Consider the following 17,271-nt stretch of genomic DNA (forward strand, 5'->3'; position numbering starts at 1 on the left):
CCGGCCCCGCGCCGGCTTCGCTACAATAGCGGGCCCCGTCCTGACGGCACGCCCCCACGGTTCCGGACATGATCGTCCTCGAAGGCCAACCGGCCTTGTCGCACTTCCGCCGCGCGCGGCTCGAATCCAAGCTCCAGACCATCGCTCCCGCTGTCCGCATCCGCGGGGCCTGGCATGTCTACTTCATCGAACCCGAGGCCGGCGCCACGCCGGACCTGGCCACGCTGCGCCGCATCCTGCAGGCGGGCGACCAGGCCGAGGGGCTGGCCGACGGCGCCGTCTCGCGCTTCGTCACCCCGCGCCTGGGCACGTTGTCGCCGTGGGCGAGCAAGGCCACCGAACTGCTGCGCGGTGCCGGCCAGCCGGTGAAGCGCGTCGAGCGCGGCCTGCGCATCGACCTGCAGGGCTGGGACGACGTCTCGCCGGCACTGGCGAAGGCGCTGCACGACCCGATGACGCAATCGCTGTTGACGACGCGCGAGCAGGCCTCGGCCCTGTTCACCGCGCCGGCGCGTGGCGAACTGGAACGCATCCCGCTGGCGCAGCTCGAAGCCGCCAACGGACGCCTCGGCCTGGCGCTGGCCGACGACGAGATCGATTACCTGCGCACGCGCTACACCGAGCTGGGCCGCGATCCGTCCGATGTCGAACTGATGATGTTCGCGCAGGCGAACTCGGAGCATTGCCGCCACAAGATCTTCAACGCCAGCTGGACCATCGACGGCAAGGACCAGGACCGTTCCCTGTTCCGGATGATCAAGCACACCCATGCGCAGACGCCGGAGCACACGCTCAGCGCGTACAGCGACAACGCCGCCGTGGTGGAAGGCTATCCGGCGGCACGATTCCGTCCGGACGGCAGCGGCCAGTACCGCATCGAGGCGACGCTGGATTCGGCGTTCTGCATCAAGGTGGAAACGCACAACCACCCGACCGCGATCGCGCCGTTCCCCGGTGCCAGCACCGGTGCCGGCGGCGAGATCCGCGACGAGGGCGCGACGGGTCGCGGCGGCAAGCCGAAGGCCGGCCTGACCGGTTTCTCGGTCTCGCACCTGCGCATCCCGACGCTGCCGCAGCCGTGGGAAGCGCCGCGCGCGCTGAACCCGCGCATGGCGCCCGCGCTGGAGATCATGCTCGACGGCCCGCTCGGCGGCGCCGCGTTCAACAACGAATTCGGCCGGCCGAACCTGCTCGGCTATTTCCGCAGCTTCGAACTGCCGGAAGGTACGGGCCTGACCCGCGCCTACGACAAGCCGATCATGCTGGCCGGCGGCCTGGGCGCGATCGACCGCATCCAGGTGGAGAAGAGGACGTTGTCGGCCGGCGACGCCGTGATCGTGCTCGGCGGCCCGGCGATGCTGATCGGCCTGGGCGGCGGCGCGGCCAGTTCGGTCGCCTCCGGCGAAAGCGCCGAGGAGCTCGATTTCGCCAGCGTGCAGCGCGACAACCCCGAGATGGAGCGCCGCTGCCAGGAAGTCATCGACCGCTGCGTGGCGATGGGCGACGACAATCCGATCCTGTGGTTCCACGATGTCGGCGCGGGCGGCCTGTCCAACGCGATTCCCGAACTGCTGCACGACTCCGGCGTCGGTGGCGTGATCGACCTGGGCAAGGTGCCGAGCGACGATCCGTCGCTGTCGCCGATGCAGCTGTGGTGCAACGAATCGCAGGAACGCTACGTGCTGGGCGTGCCGCAGGCGCGGTTGGCCGAGTTCGCCGCCCTGTGCGAACGCGAGCGCTGCCCGTTCGCCGCTGTCGGCGTGGCGACCAAGGAAGAGCATCTGGTGGTTGCCTACGGCGCCACGCCGGGCAACATCCCGGCCGATGCACCGATCGACCTGCCGATGGACGTGCTGTTCGGCAAGGCGCCGAAGATGCACCGCGACACCGGCTATCCGGAAGCGCCCAAGTGGCCTGCGCTGCAGACCGCCGCGCTCGACCTGCGCGAGGCCGGCCTGCGCGTGCTCGCGCATCCGACGGTCGCGTCCAAGCAGTTCCTGATCACCATCGGCGACCGCAGCGTCGGCGGCCTGACCGCACGCGACCAGCTGGTCGGCCCGTGGCAGATGCCGGTCGCCGACTGTGCGATCACGCTGAGCGGTTACGAAGGCTTCGTCGGCGAAGCGATGGCGATCGGCGAACGCACGCCGCTGGCCTTGCTGGACGCCGCTGCCGCCGCCCGCATGGCGGTCGGTGAAGCGATCACCAACCTGTGCGCCGCACCGGTCGAATCGCTGCACCGCGTGAAGCTGTCGGCCAACTGGATGGCCGCCGCCGGCCATCCGGGCGAGGACGCGCTGCTGTTCGATGCGGTGAAGGCCGTGGGCATGGAGCTGTGCCCGGACCTGGACATCAGCATCCCGGTCGGCAAGGACTCGCTGTCGATGCAGGCGCAGTGGCATAGCGACGGCCAAGCGCAGAAGTCGGTGTCGCCGGTGTCGCTGATCATCAGTGCGTTCGCGCCGGTGACCGATGTGCGCCAGCAACTGACGCCGCTGCTGTCGCGCGACGACGACAGCGAGCTGTGGCTGATCGGCCTGGGCGCCGGCAAGAAGCGCCTGGGTGGTTCCGTGCTGGCGCAGGTCTATCCGCAGTCCGGCGGCGACGGCGCCTGGCCTGCATTCGCTGGCGACGGCCGCGACGAAAGCGTGCCGGATCTGGACGACCCGCAGCGCCTGCGCGACTTCTTCCACCTGATCGCCGATGCGCGCGAGGCCGGCCTGCTGCTGGCCTACCACGACCGCAGCGACGGCGGTGCCTTCGCCGCGCTGTGCGAAATGGCCTTCGCCTCGCACCGCGGCCTGGACATCAATCTCGACGGTTGGGGCGACGACGCGTTCCGCACGCTGTTCGCCGAGGAACTCGGTGCGGTGGTGCAGGTCGCCGACGAGGACCGCGCCGCGTTCGCCGACCTGGTCGAGCGCCACGCGCTGACCGAATGCGCGCAGCGCATCGCACGCCCGACCACCGCGTCCACCATCCGCGTACAGCAGGATGGCGACGTGCTGGCCGAGTGGCGCTGGGAAGAGCTGTTCGATGCCTGGTGGTCGGTCACGCACGCCATGCAGAAGCTGCGCGACAACCCCGAGGCCGCCGACCAGGAGCGCGAAACCGCGCGCCAGTTCGGCCGCACCGGACTGAAGCCGAAACTCTCCTTCGATGCGGGCGACGACATCGCCGCACCGTTCATCGCCACCGGCAAGCGACCGAAGGTGGCGATCCTGCGCGAGCAGGGTGTCAACGGGCAGATCGAGATGGCATCGGCGTTCGCGCGTGCCGGCTTCGATGCGTTCGACGTGCACATGAGCGACCTGATCAGCGGTCGCGTCGCGCTGGACGGCTTCAGCGGCTTCGCCGCCTGCGGCGGCTTCAGCTACGGCGACGTGCTGGGCGCGGGCCGCGGCTGGGCGACCTCGATCCTCGAGCGGGCCGCGCTGCGCGACGCCTTCGCCGCGTTCTTCGCACGCCAGGACACGTTTTCGCTGGGTGTGTGCAACGGCTGCCAGATGATGAGCCAGCTGAAGGACATCATCCCCGGTGCGCAGCATTGGCCGCAGTTCCTGCGCAACCAGAGCGAGCAGTTCGAGGCGCGCGTGGCGCTGCTGGAGGTGCAGGAATCGCCGTCGGTGTTCTTCCGCGGCATGGCCGGTTCGCGCATTCCGGTGGCGGTGGCGCACGGCGAAGGCCGCGCGTCGTTCGCCAGTGCCGTCGACCAGGCTGCCGCGCAGGTGTCGCTGCGCTACGTGGACGGCGATGGTGCGATCGCCAGCACCTATCCGCTCAACCCGAACGGTTCGCCCGATGGCATCACCGGCCTGACCAGCGACGATGGCCGCGCGACGATCCTGATGCCGCATCCGGAGCGCACCCCGCGCAGTGCCAACCACAGCTGGTATCCGGCAGGCTGGCCGGACGACTCGCCGTGGCTGCGCATGTTCCGCAACGCACGCGTGTGGGTGGGATGAACCCGCGGGCCCGCCGGCGACGGCGGGCCACGCCGGGCCAACGCCTCACCTGATAAAGTCCGGGCCTTCAAGGAGGCCTTCCGTGGACGCAGCTGCGCTCGACAACCCGCTTTCCGACGACGAGCGCATCGTCGCGGCCCTGCTGTCGCGCGGGCGGCTGAAGGAAGCCGACCTGGCGCGCGCGCGGCGGCTGCAGGAGGAAGCGGGCGGCGGCCTGCTGGCGCTGCTGTCGCGGCTGGGCCTGGTGTCCGAGCGCGATCACGCCGAGACCGTGGCCGACGTACTCGGGTTGCCGCTGGTCAACGCCAAGGATGCACCGGACACGCCGCCGGAATCGGTGACGCTGTCGCAGCGCTTCCTCAAGCAGTTCCATGTCTGCCCGGTGGGCGAGGACGAGACCCACATCGACCTGCTGATGGCCGATCCGCAGGACCGCTACGCACTGGACGCCGTGCGGCTGGCCACCGGCCGCGCCATCCGGCCGCAGGTCGCGTTGCGTTCGGAAATCAGCGACCTGATCGAGCGTTACTACGGCCAGGGCCGCAGCGCGATGGGCGCCATCGTGGAGAACGCGGATGGCGAAACCACCGCCGACCTGGACGACGTCGAGCACCTGCGCGACCTGGCGTCCGAGGCACCGGTCATCCGCCTGGTCAATCTGGTCATCCAGCGTGCGGTCGAGCTGCGGGCGTCCGACATCCACATCGAGCCGTTCGAGAACCGGCTGAAGGTGCGCTATCGCATCGATGGCGTGCTGGAAGAAGGCGAAAGCCCGCCGGCCAATCTCACCGCGGCGGTGATCAGTCGCGTCAAGATCATGGCCAAGCTCAACATCGCCGAGCGTCGCCTGCCGCAGGACGGCCGCATCATGCTGCGCGTGCAGGGCAAGGAACTGGACCTGCGCGTCAGCACCGTGCCCACGGCGCACGGCGAGAGCGTGGTGATGCGCCTGCTCGACCGCGAGACGGTGGTGTTCGATTTCAAGAAGCTCGGCTTCACCGATGCGTTCCTGCCGCAGTTCCAGAAAGTGCTGGAACAGCCGCACGGCATCCTGCTGGTGACCGGCCCGACCGGCTCGGGCAAGACCACCACGCTGTACACCGCGCTGAGCAAGCTCAACACGCCGGACGTCAAGATCATCACGGTCGAGGATCCGGTCGAGTACCAGATCGAGGGCATCAACCAGATCCAGGCCAAGCCGCAGATCGGACTGGACTTCGCCCAAGCACTGCGCAGCATCGTCCGCCAGGATCCGGACATCATCATGATCGGTGAAATGCGCGACCTCGAGACCGCGCGCATCGCCATCCAGTCCGCGCTGACCGGCCACCTGGTGCTGTCCACGCTGCACACCAACAACGCGGCCGGCGGCATCACCCGCATGCTCGACATGGGGGTGGAGGACTACCTGATGACCTCCACCATCAACGGCATCCTCGCCCAGCGCCTGGTGCGCCGGCTGGAGCCGACGCATGCGGAGAAGTACGCCGCTTCGCCCGAGGAAATCGAGAAGTTCGGCCTGCGCCGCTTCCAGCCGCAGGGCGAGATCTTCCTGTACCGTCCGCGCGGTTCGGCGATCGCGCCGACCGGCTACCTGGGCCGCACCACCATCGTCGAGTTCCTGGTGATGAACGACGCGATCCGCCGCGCGATCATGCGCCACGCCGGCATGGGCGAGATCGAGCAGCTCGCGCGCGAGAACGGCATGCGCACGATGTACGAGGACGGCATCGTCAAGGCGCTGTCCGGTGAGACCACCATCGAGGAAGTGCTGCGGGTCACCGAGGAGGGTTGAGGCGATGAACAGGATGCTGGCGGGATGCCTGATGGCGGCGATGTGTGCGATGCCGGCCATCGCGTCGGCGGCCAAGCCCGCGCCGAAGACGCTGGCGCGTGGCGAACTGCCTGCTGGGTTCGCGATCGGCACGGCCTCGCCGTCGCTCGCGCTGCAGGTCGAGGTCGTGGACGGCAAGGTCTCCGCATCCGCGCCCGCGGGCGACGGACCGGGCAACCTGCGGGCGGCGCGCAGTGGCGACGCCACCCAGACCACGCTGATGGTCAGCAGCACGCTGCCGGTGTCGATCAAGTTCGACCTGTACGTGTCGACGGACGGCGGGACCTTCACCTACACCAGCAGTTGCGGCGTCACGCCGGGCATCTCGTCGTTCGAGATGTGGGAGCGGCCGGTGACGCATTTCGCGATGGGCAATCCGCGCGTGCTGCCCGCGGGCCGCATGGCCTGCGACTGACGACCGGCGTTCCAAAAAAAGAAAGGGCCCGGCATTGCCGGGCCCTTCTTCATTGCGACAGATGACTTACAGATCGATACCGAAGCCGACGCCGGCCGACTTCTCGTCACCGCTGAACGCACCGCCGATGCTGAACGAGGCACGCTCCCCGATAGGCTTCGAGTAGCCGACCGACAGCGCGTTCTCGCCGTTCTGCCAACCCGCACCCACGGCGACCCGTCCACGCGGACTGCGGCTGCCGGCGGCGTTGATCGCCATGTTCAACATCGCCGAACTCATCGCGCCCATCCGATCCAGACGACGGTCCTGCTCGGAGAAGCGACGGTCGACGTCACCGCGGAAGGCGTTGAAGTCGTCCTCCAGCGCCTTGACCTGGAAGTCCGCGTAGGCCTTCGCGCTGGCCAGCGTGCTCGCCGAGGACTGGTCGGTGTAGGACTGTGCGCTGCTGAGCGTGTTGGCGTCGCCCGCATCGGCGTAGGACGCGGCCGCGGCGGGAACGTCGGTGGCTGCGGTGGCATCGGTCGGTGCCGCGACCGCGGGCTGGCCACTGGCCACGGCACCGCTGCCGGCGGCCTCCGTGGTGGTCGTGGCCGTGCCACGTGTCGGCGACGATGCGTTGCCGCCGCTGCTCGTGCCCGATGCCGTCTCGCCGGCGACCTGGCCCTGGCTGGCCTGTGCAGGTGGCGCGGTGTCGGCGGACGCGGTCGATGTCGTCGTGCTGCTGCCCGATCCGCTGTACATGCCGTACAGCTCGTTGAGCTTGGCATCGACGGCGGTGAACGCCGCGCCCACGTTGTTGTACGACGTGCCCTGGATCGTGTAGCTCGGCGCGATGAACACGCCGCCCGAGAAGCCGGCGCCGCCGCCCAGTGCACTGGCGACGGAGCTCAGCTGCGACAGGTTCACCGCGTCGGTGGCCTGGGTGCCGGCGGCGACGTTGGTGACCTGGCGCTCGCTGCCGGCGCTGCCCACCGAGACGGTGTCCTCGCGGTCGGCGACCGAGTCGCCGCCGATGGCGACGCTGTTGTCGGCTTCGGCGGTGGCGAGGTTGCCGACCGCGACCGAGTTGACGCCCGGCGTATACGCGCCACCACCGACCGCAACCGAGTAGTCGCCGGAGGCTTCGGTCGGGAGGAAACCGAAGAACGCACCACCGACCGCCACGCTGTTGTCGCCGCTGGCGATGGCATTCGAGCCCAGCGCCGTGCTGTCGTAGTTGCTCGCCACGGCACCGAAGCCCAGTGCCGTCGCGCTCTCCTGCGACGCTTCCGCGCCGTAGCCGAACGCCGACGCCGCGAAGGCGGATGCGTTGCTGTAGCTGCCGATCGCCGCCGAGCCGTCGCCGGAGGCGTCGCTGCGGAAGCCGGTGGCGGTGGCCTGCAATCCGGACGCCGAACTCTCGGTGCCGGCGGCGGTGGCGTAGGCACCGGATGCCGTGGCACCCGCACCCGTCGCCGTCGCACCGGTATCGCTGGCGACGGCACCGGCACCGAGCGCGGTGGCGTCGTCGGCCGTCGCTTCGGTACTGGCGTAGACCGGGTTGCCGTCGGCATCCAGCAGCGGATTGCCGTCCTCGTCGAACAGCTGCCGCTGCCCGCCGACCGCGACCGATCCTGCGCCGCCCGCCTGCGCGCCGCTGCCGCTGGCGACGCTGTTGGTGCCGCTCGCGGTGGCGTTGAAGCCGCTCGCCGTCGCGCCATCCGCCAGCGCGAACGCTCCGGAGCCGGTGGCGGTGGCGCCGACGCCGTCGGCGAGGGCGGCCGAACCGGAGGCCGTCGCATAGTCGCCGTTGGCGGTGGCATCGTCGCTGCCGTCGCCTTCACCGTTCGCCTTGAAGTAGCGCGTGGCGTTTTCCGAGGCGTTGGCGATCGCATTCAACTGGTCGAGGTTCACCGCATCCGTGCCTTCGGTGCCGGCCGCGACGTTGGTGATCTGCCGTTCCGCCCCCACGTCGCCGACCGACACGGTGTCATCGCGGTCGTTCCACGAGTTCGCACCGATCGCGACGCTGTTCGTCGCCCCCGCCACCGAATTCACGCCCACCGCCACGCTGTCGTCGCCATCGGCGTAGCTGTTGTGGCCGAGCGCGGTGCTGTACTCGCCGGTGGCCCACGCGCCGTTGCCGAACGCCGAGCCGCCCGTGCCGCTGGCGCGCGTGTTGATCAGGCCGAAGAACGTGGTGCCGCCGACGGCCGTGCTTTCGTCGCCGCCGGCACTCGCGCCTTCGCCCACCGCGGTCGCACCGCCACCGGCCGCATCGGCGCCATAGCCGAACGCCGAAGCGAAGTCGCCGCCGGCGCTGCTGTAGCCGCCGACCGTGGTGGACGCCAGCCCACCCGCACTGCTGCGGAAGCCGACCGCGGTGGATTGCGTCTCCGATGCGGAGGCTTCGGTACCCAACGCGGTGGCGTAGGCGCCGGACGCATTCGCGCCCGCACCGACGGCACTCGCACCGACCTCGCCGGCGATGGCGCCAGCGCCGAGCGCAGTGGCGTCGTCCGCCGTCGCCTCGGTGCTCGCGTAGACCGGGTTGCCGTCGGCATCGAGCAACGGATCGCCGTTCTCGTCGAAGAGCTGGCGCTGCCCGCCTACCGCGACCGAGCCTGCGCCGACCGCCTGCGCTCCTGCGCCGTTGGCCACACTGTTGCTGCCGGTGGCCGTGGCATTGAAGCCGGTGGCGGTCGCGCCATCCGCGAGAGCGAACGCGCCGGAACCGGTCGCCGTCGCACCGACGCCATCGGCGAGTGCGGCAGAGCCGGAAGCCGTGGCGTAGTCGCCATTGGCGGCGGCGTCGTCACTGCCATCGCCCGCGCCATTCGCCTTGAAGTAACGCGTGGCGTTCTCCGATGCTTCCGCCACGGCATTGAGCTGGCCCAGGTTCACCGCATCGGTGTCCTCGGTGCCGGCGGCCACGTTGGTGATCTGGCGTTCGCTGCCTGAGCTGCCAACCGAGACGGTGTCTTCGCGATCGGCAACGGAGTCGCCACCGATGGCCACGCTGTTGTCGGCTTCGGCCGTGGCGAGGTTGCCGAGTGCGACCGAATTGACACCGGGCGTGTAGGCACCGCCACCGACCGCGACCGAGTAGTCGCCGGAGGCTTCGGTCGGCAGGAAGCCGAAGAACGCACCACCGACCGCCACGCTGTTGTCGCCGCTGGCGATCGCGTTCGAACCCAGCGCGGTGCTGTCGTAGTTGCTGGCGACCGCGCCGAAGCCCAAGGCCGTGGCACTGTTGCCGCTGGCCTCGGCACCATAGCCGAACGCCGATGCGCCGAAGTTCGATGCGCTGCTGTAGCCGCCGATGGCGGTGGCGGCATCGTCGGACGCATCGCTGCGGAAGCCGACCGCGGTGGACTGGATGCCGGACGCGCTGGCTTCGGTACCGAGTGCGGACGAATAGGCGCCGGATGCCGTCGCACCTGCGCCTACTGCGCTTGCACCGACCTCGCCGGCGACAGCACCTGCACCGACCGCTGTCGCGTCGTCTGCCGTCGCTTCCGTGCTGGCATAGACCGGATTGCCGTCGGCATCGAGGATGGGCTCACCGTCTTCGTCGAGCAGCTGGCGCTGCCCGCCCACGGCAACCGCGCCTGCACCAGAGGCCTGCGCGCCTGCGCCATTGGCGACGCTGTTAGCACCGGTGGCGGTGGCGTTGAAGCCGGTCGCGGTCGCACCGTTAGCGATCGCGAACGCGCCGGAACCGGTCGCCGTCGCACCGACGCCGTCGGCCACCGCCGCCGAGCCGGACGCCGTGGCGTAGTCACCGTTGGCGGTGGCGTCGTCCGTACCGTCGTTGGCGCCGTTGGCCTTGAAGTAGCGCGTGGCGTTCTCCGAGGCTTCGGCGACCGCGTTGAGCTGGTCCAGGTTCACCGCGTCGGTGCCTTCGGTACCGGCGGCGACGTTCGTGATCTGCCGCTCGCTGCCCACGTCGCCGACCGAGACGGTGTTGTCGCGGTCGGCGGTGGAGTTGGCGCCCAGCGCCACGCTGTTGTCGCCCAGCGCGGTGCTGTAGAAACCGACCGCGGTGCTGTTGTCGCCGCTGGCCCAGGATTCCGCGCCGAGTGCCGTGGCATAGTCGCCGGGTGCGTAGGAGAAGAAGCCTGCCGCGGTGCTTTCGAGTCCCGAGGCTTCCGACAGGCTGCCTGCCGCAAGGCTGTAGTCGCCTGCGGCGATCGCACCGGAACCGAAGGCCGCCGCACTGAATCCGCTGGCCTGCGTATAGACGAGCAGGCCGAAGCCGGGGATCAGGTCCGCCGGTCCGCCGACCGCCACGCTGTAGTCGCCGGTGGCGCCGCTGGCGTGGCCGAAGCTGGATGCGTACGAACCGGTCGCCGAGCTGCCGTAACCGAACGCGGAACTCGCTTCGCCGCTCGCTTCGCTGAGGACGCCGAACGAGGAACTGCCGAGTCCCGAGGCGAGGCTGCCGGAGCCGACCGCCGTGGCGCCGAGGCCCGAGGCGACGGTGCTGACCGTGATCGGATTGCCGTCGGCATCGAACGCATCCACCGAACCGCCGATGGCGATGCTGGAATCGCCGCTGGCCTGTGCGCTGCTGCCGTTGGCGACGCTGTTCGCGCCGGTGGCGGTGGCATTGAAGCCGGTCGCGGTGGCGCCATCGGCCATGGCGAACGCGCCGGAGCCGGTGGCCGTCGCACCGACACCATCGGCGAGTGCGGCAGAGCCGGACGCCGTGGCGTAGTCGCCATTGGCCGTGGCGTCATCGGTGCCATCCTCTTCGCCATTGGCCTTGAAGTAGCGCGTGGCGTTCTCCGAGGCTTCGGCAACGGCGTTGAGCTGATCCAGGTTCACCGCATCCGTGCCCTCGGTGCCCGCGGCGACGTTGGTGATCTGGCGTTCGCTGCCTGAGCTGCCAACCGAGACGGTGTCTTCGCGATCGGCAACGGAGTCGCCACCGATGGCCACGCTGTTGTCGGCTTCGGCCGTGGCGAGGTTGCCGAGTGCGACCGAATTGACACCGGGCGTGTAGGCACCGCCACCGACCGCGACCGAGTAGTCGCCGGAGGCTTCGGTCGGCAGGAAGCCGAAGAATGCGCCGCCGACCGCCACGCTGTTGTCGCCGCTGGCGATCGCGTTCGAACCCAGCGCGGTGCTGTCGTAGTTGCTGGCGACGGCGCCGAAACCCAGGGCCGTGGCGCTGTTGCCGCTGGCCTCGGCACCATAGCCGAACGCCGATGCGCCGAAGTTCGACGCACTGCTGTAGCCACCGATGGCGGTGGCGGCATCGTCGGACGCATCGCTGCGGAAGCCGACAGCGGTGGCCTGCGTGCCCGACGCCGATGCTTCGGTGCCGATGGCAGAGGAGTAGGCACCGGAGGCATTCGCACCCGCGCCCACCGCACTGGCGCCGACTTCGCCGGCGACGGCGCCCGCGCCTACGGCTGTCGCATCATCCGCCGTGGCCTCCGTGCTGGCGTAGACCGGATTGCCGTCGGCATCGAGGACTGGATCGCCGTTTTCATCGAGCAACTGGCGCTGCCCGCCCACGGCAACCGCGCCTGCACCAGAGGCCTGCGCGCCTGCGCCGTTGGCGACGCTGTTCGCACCGGTGGCGGTGGCGTTGAAGCCGGTCGCGGTCGCGCCATCGGCCACGGCGAACGCGCCGGAGCCGGTGGCCGTCGCGCCGACGCCATCGGCGAGTGCCGCAGAACCGGACGCGGTGGCGTAGTCGCCATTGGCGGTGGCGTCATCCGTGCCGTCGTTGGCACCGTTGGCCTTGAAGTAGCGCGTCGCGTTCTCCGAAGCTTCCGCCACGGCATTCAACTGATCCAGGTTCACCGCGTCGGTGCCTTCGGTGCCGGCGGCGACATTGGTGATCTGCCGTTCGCTGCCGGCACTGCCGACGGAAACGGTGTCCTCGCGGTCGGCAACCGAATCACCGCCGAGGGCGACGCTGTTGTCGGCCGTCGCCGACGCGAGATTGCCGATCGCCGTGGCATTCGTGCCGGGCGCCCAGGCGCCGCCACCGACCGCGGTCGAGAAGTCGCCGGACGCTTCGGTCGGCAGCAGGCCCAGCAGCGAACCGCCCACTGCCACGCTGTTGTATCCCGTCGCGATGGAACCGGAACCCAGTGCGGTGCTGTCGCCGCCGCTCGCATCCGCGCCGTAGCCCACCGCCGTATCGAAGCTGCCCGAGGCATTGGCGAATCCGCCGACCGCCACGGTCGCGATGCCGGTGGCCGTGCTGGTGTGACCCGCCGCCAGCGACTGCGTACCGGACGCCGAGGACGAACTGCCGAAGGCGCCGGCATAGGCGCCCGTCGCACTGCTGCCCGTTCCCACGGCGCTGGCACCGGCGCCGGTCGCATTCGCCTGCGTGCCGACCGCGGTCGCATTCGCGCCGGTGGCATTGCTCTGGCTACCCAGCGCTGTCGCGCCCTGCGCGGTCGCGCTGCTGTCGTAGCCCACGGCAGTCGCGTTCACGCCCTTGGCTTCCGCGTAACCACCGACCGCGGTAGCGCCCGCCTTGTTGGCGATACTCTTGTAGCCGACCGCGACGGCGTGGCGGCCGGACGCGTCGACGTTGTCGCCGCACGACACGGCGTTCTCGCCGGGACGTCCGTCGATGATGGGGTTGCCGCGCGCGTCCACGCAGTAAGCGGGGCCCGTTCCGATCTGCGGCTTGTCGTTCTGCGGCTGGCCTTTCTGCTTGTCATGCGCCAGGGCCGCGCCGAACGGCGCGCCGGCGAGCAGGGCCGAGACCAGCAGCGTCACGCCGAGCCGCGCGCGCACGCGCGCACCGGACGACATCACGCCGTGCGCGCGACGCGCGAACTCCGAGGCCACCACCAGCATGCCAAGGGAAGGGTTCCACACCTTGCTGTAAATCCTGTTCATGGATCACGTCCTTCATTCTGTGTTTTCGGGGGAATACGACAGCGCCCGGGCCGGTCGGCACGGGAATTCGAGGCGGACTACGTCAGGGGAAATGACAACCAGGCATGCGACAGGGGAGACGCATGGCCACGTTGCACGAAGCGGTGGTCGTGACGAGGAAGCGAGGGGCGGTGTGCTGCGGCCGGCCGCGAATGTGACGCGATGTGCGCGATGAAAGTGACGCAGGCGTGATGCCAATGGAAGCGCGTGCAAGTGAAACAGCGAAACAAGAAATCGCGTTGGCGAAAGATCTCCGCATTCCCCTTCCCCTCATCCCGAGATGACGCTCAACAACTCCGTGTGATCGAACACTACAACCGCGTTGTGCAATTTGCGAGAGATTTGCTACGTTCGGATCAACGCGACGAAACAGCTGAAAACAAGGCGTTAATGCCACGTGTAGGCCGTGTGTAGAGGATGTATTCGCTGCGTGAAGAGTGTCGTGGCAGGTAAACAGGGGTACGTGCACGACACGCTTGAAAGGGAAGTCGCAAGTCGTTGAGTAGTCACGTCGTAAACGGGTTACCCAGTTCGTTCATCCTTGTAGACATGGAGCAGGTCAAGTGAATCAGAAATCCTCTTTCCGCCTTTCGCGTCGTCATCCCCTCGTCGCTGCACTCGCCGCAATAGTCACATTCGGAGCCTTCACGGCGACCGCGTCGGCGGGCGATGTCAGCACTGCCGGCCTGCGTGACGGCGAGACCTACGACCGGTTCATCGTGAAGTACCGCGATGGCAGCACTGCGCGCGCCAACAGCGCCACGTTGCAGCGCTCGCTGGTGGGCGCGGTATCGCGCGCCGCGCTCGGGCCGTCCAACGGCAGGGTGGTGAGCGCATCGAAGCTGCGTCGCCTCGGCATCGGTGCCGAACTGGTGCAGACCTCGCGCAAGCTGGATCGCGTGGAGGCGGAGAGCCTGCTGCGGCAGCTGGCCAGCGATCCGGAAGTCGAGTTCGTCGAAGTGGATGCGAAGCGTTATGCGCGCCTGGTGCCCAACGACACCTATTACAACCAGTATCAGTGGCACTTCAAGGATCCGGTCGGCGGCATCAACCTGCCGGCGGCGTGGGACGATGCGACCGGCGCGGGCGTGGTCGTCGCCGTGCTGGACACCGGCATCACCGCACACAGCGACATGGATGCCAACATCCTGCCGGGCTACGACTTCATCAGCGACACGTTCGTGTCGCGCGATGGCGACGGGCGCGATGCGAACCCGCGCGACGAGGGCGACTGGAATCCGGTCGCGGGTGAGTGCTATGCCGGCTCGCCGGTTCAGGACAGCAGCTGGCATGGCACGCATGTGGCGGGTACCGTCGCCGAAGTCAGCAACAATGCGAAGGGCATGGCGGGTGGTGCGTTCAACGCCAAGGTCGTGCCGGCGCGCGTGCTGGGCCGCTGCGGCGGTTACACCTCCGATATTTCCGACGCGGTGATCTGGGCGTCCGGCGGTACCGTGGCGGGCGTGCCGGCCAACGCCAATCCGGCCGAGGTCATCAACCTCAGCCTCGGCGGTTCCGGCGCCTGCAGCGCGGTCGAACAGAACGCGTTCAACATCGCCATCGCCAACGGCAGCACCGTGGTCGTCGCCGCCGGCAACGACGCCGGCAACGTCAACGGCTATTCGCCGGGCAACTGCACGGGGGTGATCACCGTCGGTGCCACGCGCATCACCGGCGGCATCGCCTCGTATTCCAACTACGGTACGCGCATCGACATCTCAGCACCGGGCGGTGGCGGCAGCGTCGACGGCAACCCGGGCGGCTACGTCTGGTCTGCGGGTAATGCCGGCACCACCGTGCCCACCACCGAGACCTACTTCGGCATGGGCGGCACATCGATGGCGGCGCCGCACGTGGCCGCAGTCGTCGCGCTGATGCAGAGCGTGGCGGAGACGCCGCTGACGCCGGCGCAGGTGCTGGCCACACTGAAGGCGACGGCGCGTCCGTTCCCCGTGGCGCCGCCGGCGAACCGTCCGATCGGCGCAGGCATCGTCAATGCCGCGGCCGCCGTGCAGGCTGTGATTGGTGGTGGCGAACCGCCGACGGCGACGCCGCTGGCGAACAACGTCGCGGTGGGTGGCAATAACGGCGCCAAGGACGCGGTCGTGCAGTATGCGCTGGTAGTGCCGGCAGGCGCGAAGAACCTGTCCTTCATCAGCTTCGGTGGCAGTGGCAATGCCGATGCCTATGTGAAGTTCGGTAGCGCCGCGACCGCGACGAGCTATGACGTCCGTTCGGTGCGGCCGGGCAACAACGAGGTGATCAACATCGCCAACCCGCAGGCCGGCACGTACTACGTGTCGCTGGTCGGCAAGACGGCGTTCTCCAATGTCAGTGTGCGGGGCAGCTTCACCGCCCCCTGAGTCTCGGTTCGGAAGACCCGCGGCCCCGGCATGCCGGGGCCGTTCCGTTCCGGAGCGTGATGCCCGCGCATGACGATGCACGGGGGAATACGGTAAGTTGGCGCATTCCCCCGTCCCCCGACCGCATGCCGCTCTACCGCTACAAGGCCCTCAACGCGCACGGTGAAATGCTGGACGGCCAGATGGAGGCCGCCAGCGATGCCGAGGTCGTGGCGCGCCTGCAGGAGCAGGGACATCTGCCGGTCGAAGCGGCACTCGCGTCGGCGGGGGGCGGCGGCAGCTGGACGCAGTTGTGGCGGCCGAATGCGTTCGCCGGCGACCGGCTGGTGCAGTTCACCCAGCAACTGGCCACGCTGCTGGGCGCCGGCCAGCCGCTGGATCGTGCGCTGGGCATCCTGCTCGACCTGCCGGAAGACGAGAAGGCGCGGCGCGTCATCACCGACATCCGCGATGCCGTGCGCGGTGGTGCGCCGCTGTCGACCGCGCTGGATCGCCAGCACGGCCTGTTCTCGCGGCTCTACATCAACATGGTGCGCGCCGGTGAAGCCGGCGGTAGCCTGCACGACACGCTGCAGCGACTCGGCGATTACCTGGAGCGCAGCCGCGCGCTGAAGGGCCGCGTGGTCAACGCGCTGGTGTATCCGGCCATCCTGCTGGTCGTCGTCGGTTTCGCGCTGCTGTTCCTGCTGGGCTACGTGGTGCCGCAATTCGCGGTGATGTACGAGAGCCTGGACGTGGCGCTGCCCTGGTTCACGCGCGGCGTGCTGTGGGTGGGTGCGTTCGTGCGCGACTACTGGTTCGTGCTCATCGCGGTGCCTGCACTGGGCCTGCTGTGGTTCGATCGCCGCCGCCGCGATCCCGTGTTCCGTGCCCGGCTGGATACCTGGCTGCTGGGACGACCGCTGGCGGGTCCCTTGCTGGCGCGGCTGGAAACGGCGCGGCTGGCGCGCACGCTGGGCACGCTGCTGAAGAACGGCGTGCCGCTGCTGACGGCCCTGGGCATTGCCCGCAACGTGCTCGGCAACCGGGCACTGGCGGCCGACGTGGATGCTGCCGCCGAGGACGTGAAGAATGGCCATGGCCTGTCCGCCTCGCTCGGCAAGGGCAAGCGGTTCCCGCGGCTGGCCCTGCAGATGATCCAGGTGGGCGAGGAGTCGGGCGCGCTGGACGGCATGCTGCTGAAGACTGCCGAAACCTTCGAGCAGGAAACCGCTCAGGTGCTGGACCGTATGCTGGCCGCCCTCGTTCCCGCCATCACGCTGGTCCTGGCCGCGGTGGTCGGCGTCGTCATCATCGCCGTGCTGGTCCCGCTGTACGATCTGACCGGCGCCATCAACTGAGAACCACCGGAGAGTCCACCGCCATGTCCCGCATGCGTCCGACGATAGCCTTCCGCGCCCCGCGCTCGCAACAGGGTTTCAGCCTGCTCGAGATCATCATCGTGCTGGTGCTGATCGGCGGCATCCTGGTCCTGGTCGGCAGCCGGGTGATGGGCGGTGCGGATAGCGGCAAGGTGAAGCTGGCGCAATCGCAGGTGCAGACGCTGGCCGGCAAGATCGAAAACTACCAGCTCGACACCGGCCGCTATCCGGCGCAGCTGTCCGACCTGGTGGTCAACCCGGGCAACGCCGCTGGCTGGCTGGGGCCGTACGCCAAGGAGAGCGAGTTGCAGGATCCCTGGAAGACACCGATCGAGTACCGCATCCCCGGCGAGACGCAGCGCTTCGACCTGATCAGCCTGGGCGCCGACGGCAAGGCCGGCGGCGACAGCGTCAACGCGGACATCAAGAACGAGTAAGC

6 protein-coding genes and 1 pseudogene are annotated in these 17,271 nt (G+C 69.1%); 6 read left to right on the forward strand and 1 reads right to left on the reverse strand.

Annotated features, from left to right (window positions below):
* Positions 1–68: 68 nt before the first annotated feature.
* The 3 genes from purL (at position 69) to ACSQ1W_RS01650 (ending at position 6,214) form a co-directional block, all read left to right on the forward strand.
* Positions 69–3,965: a phosphoribosylformylglycinamidine synthase gene (gene purL / locus ACSQ1W_RS01640; protein ID WP_436041411.1), complete on the forward strand. Its 3,897-nt coding sequence runs from the start codon at positions 69–71 to the stop codon at positions 3,963–3,965.
* Positions 3,966–4,047: 82 nt separating this feature from the next.
* The gene (gene gspE, locus ACSQ1W_RS01645; RefSeq protein WP_436041412.1) at positions 4,048–5,760 is read left to right on the forward strand and encodes a type II secretion system ATPase GspE; all 1,713 of its coding nucleotides are present in this window, start codon (positions 4,048–4,050) and stop codon (positions 5,758–5,760) included.
* Between the two features lie 4 nt (positions 5,761–5,764).
* Positions 5,765–6,214: a hypothetical protein gene (locus tag ACSQ1W_RS01650; protein WP_436041413.1), complete on the forward strand. Its 450-nt coding sequence runs from the start codon at positions 5,765–5,767 to the stop codon at positions 6,212–6,214.
* A 66-nt stretch (positions 6,215–6,280) separates the two neighbouring features.
* On the opposite strand, the pseudogene ACSQ1W_RS01655 reads toward ACSQ1W_RS01650, so the two are convergent.
* Positions 6,281–13,057: pseudogene (locus ACSQ1W_RS01655) on the reverse strand (ESPR-type extended signal peptide-containing protein); the annotation flags it as partial.
* Between the two features lie 614 nt (positions 13,058–13,671).
* On the opposite strand from ACSQ1W_RS01655, the gene ACSQ1W_RS01660 reads away from it, so the two are divergent.
* The 3 genes from ACSQ1W_RS01660 (at position 13,672) to gspG (ending at position 17,269) form a co-directional block, all read left to right on the forward strand.
* Positions 13,672–15,471, forward strand: coding sequence for a S8 family peptidase (locus ACSQ1W_RS01660; RefSeq protein WP_436041414.1), 1,800 nt, complete (start codon positions 13,672–13,674; stop codon positions 15,469–15,471).
* A gap of 125 nt (positions 15,472–15,596) precedes the next feature.
* Positions 15,597–16,811 carry a type II secretion system protein XpsF gene (gene xpsF, locus ACSQ1W_RS01665; RefSeq protein ID WP_192270417.1) on the forward strand — a complete coding sequence of 405 codons (1,215 nt, stop codon included), beginning with the start codon at positions 15,597–15,599 and terminating at the stop codon, positions 16,809–16,811.
* Between the two features lie 32 nt (positions 16,812–16,843).
* Positions 16,844–17,269, forward strand: a complete 426-nt coding sequence (gene gspG / locus ACSQ1W_RS01670; protein WP_436046047.1) for a type II secretion system major pseudopilin GspG — start codon at positions 16,844–16,846, stop codon at positions 17,267–17,269.
* Positions 17,270–17,271 lie beyond the last annotated feature (2 nt).

Origin of the sequence: Pseudoxanthomonas sp. LjRoot143 (assembly GCF_964252945.1) — a bacterium.
Classification (GTDB): domain Bacteria; phylum Pseudomonadota; class Gammaproteobacteria; order Xanthomonadales; family Xanthomonadaceae; genus Pseudoxanthomonas_A.

What these genes read in the sequence shown, in the direction of transcription:
- purL (WP_436041411.1), top strand. Translation starts at nt 69, where the DNA reads ATGATCGTCCTCGAAGGCCAACCGGCCTTGTCGCACTTCCGCCGCGCG.
- ACSQ1W_RS01650 (WP_436041413.1), top strand. Translation starts at nt 5,765, where the DNA reads ATGAACAGGATGCTGGCGGGATGCCTGATGGCGGCGATGTGTGCGATG.
- xpsF (WP_192270417.1), top strand. Translation starts at nt 15,597, where the DNA reads ATGCCGCTCTACCGCTACAAGGCCCTCAACGCGCACGGTGAAATGCTG.
- gspG (WP_436046047.1), top strand. Translation starts at nt 16,844, where the DNA reads ATGCGTCCGACGATAGCCTTCCGCGCCCCGCGCTCGCAACAGGGTTTC.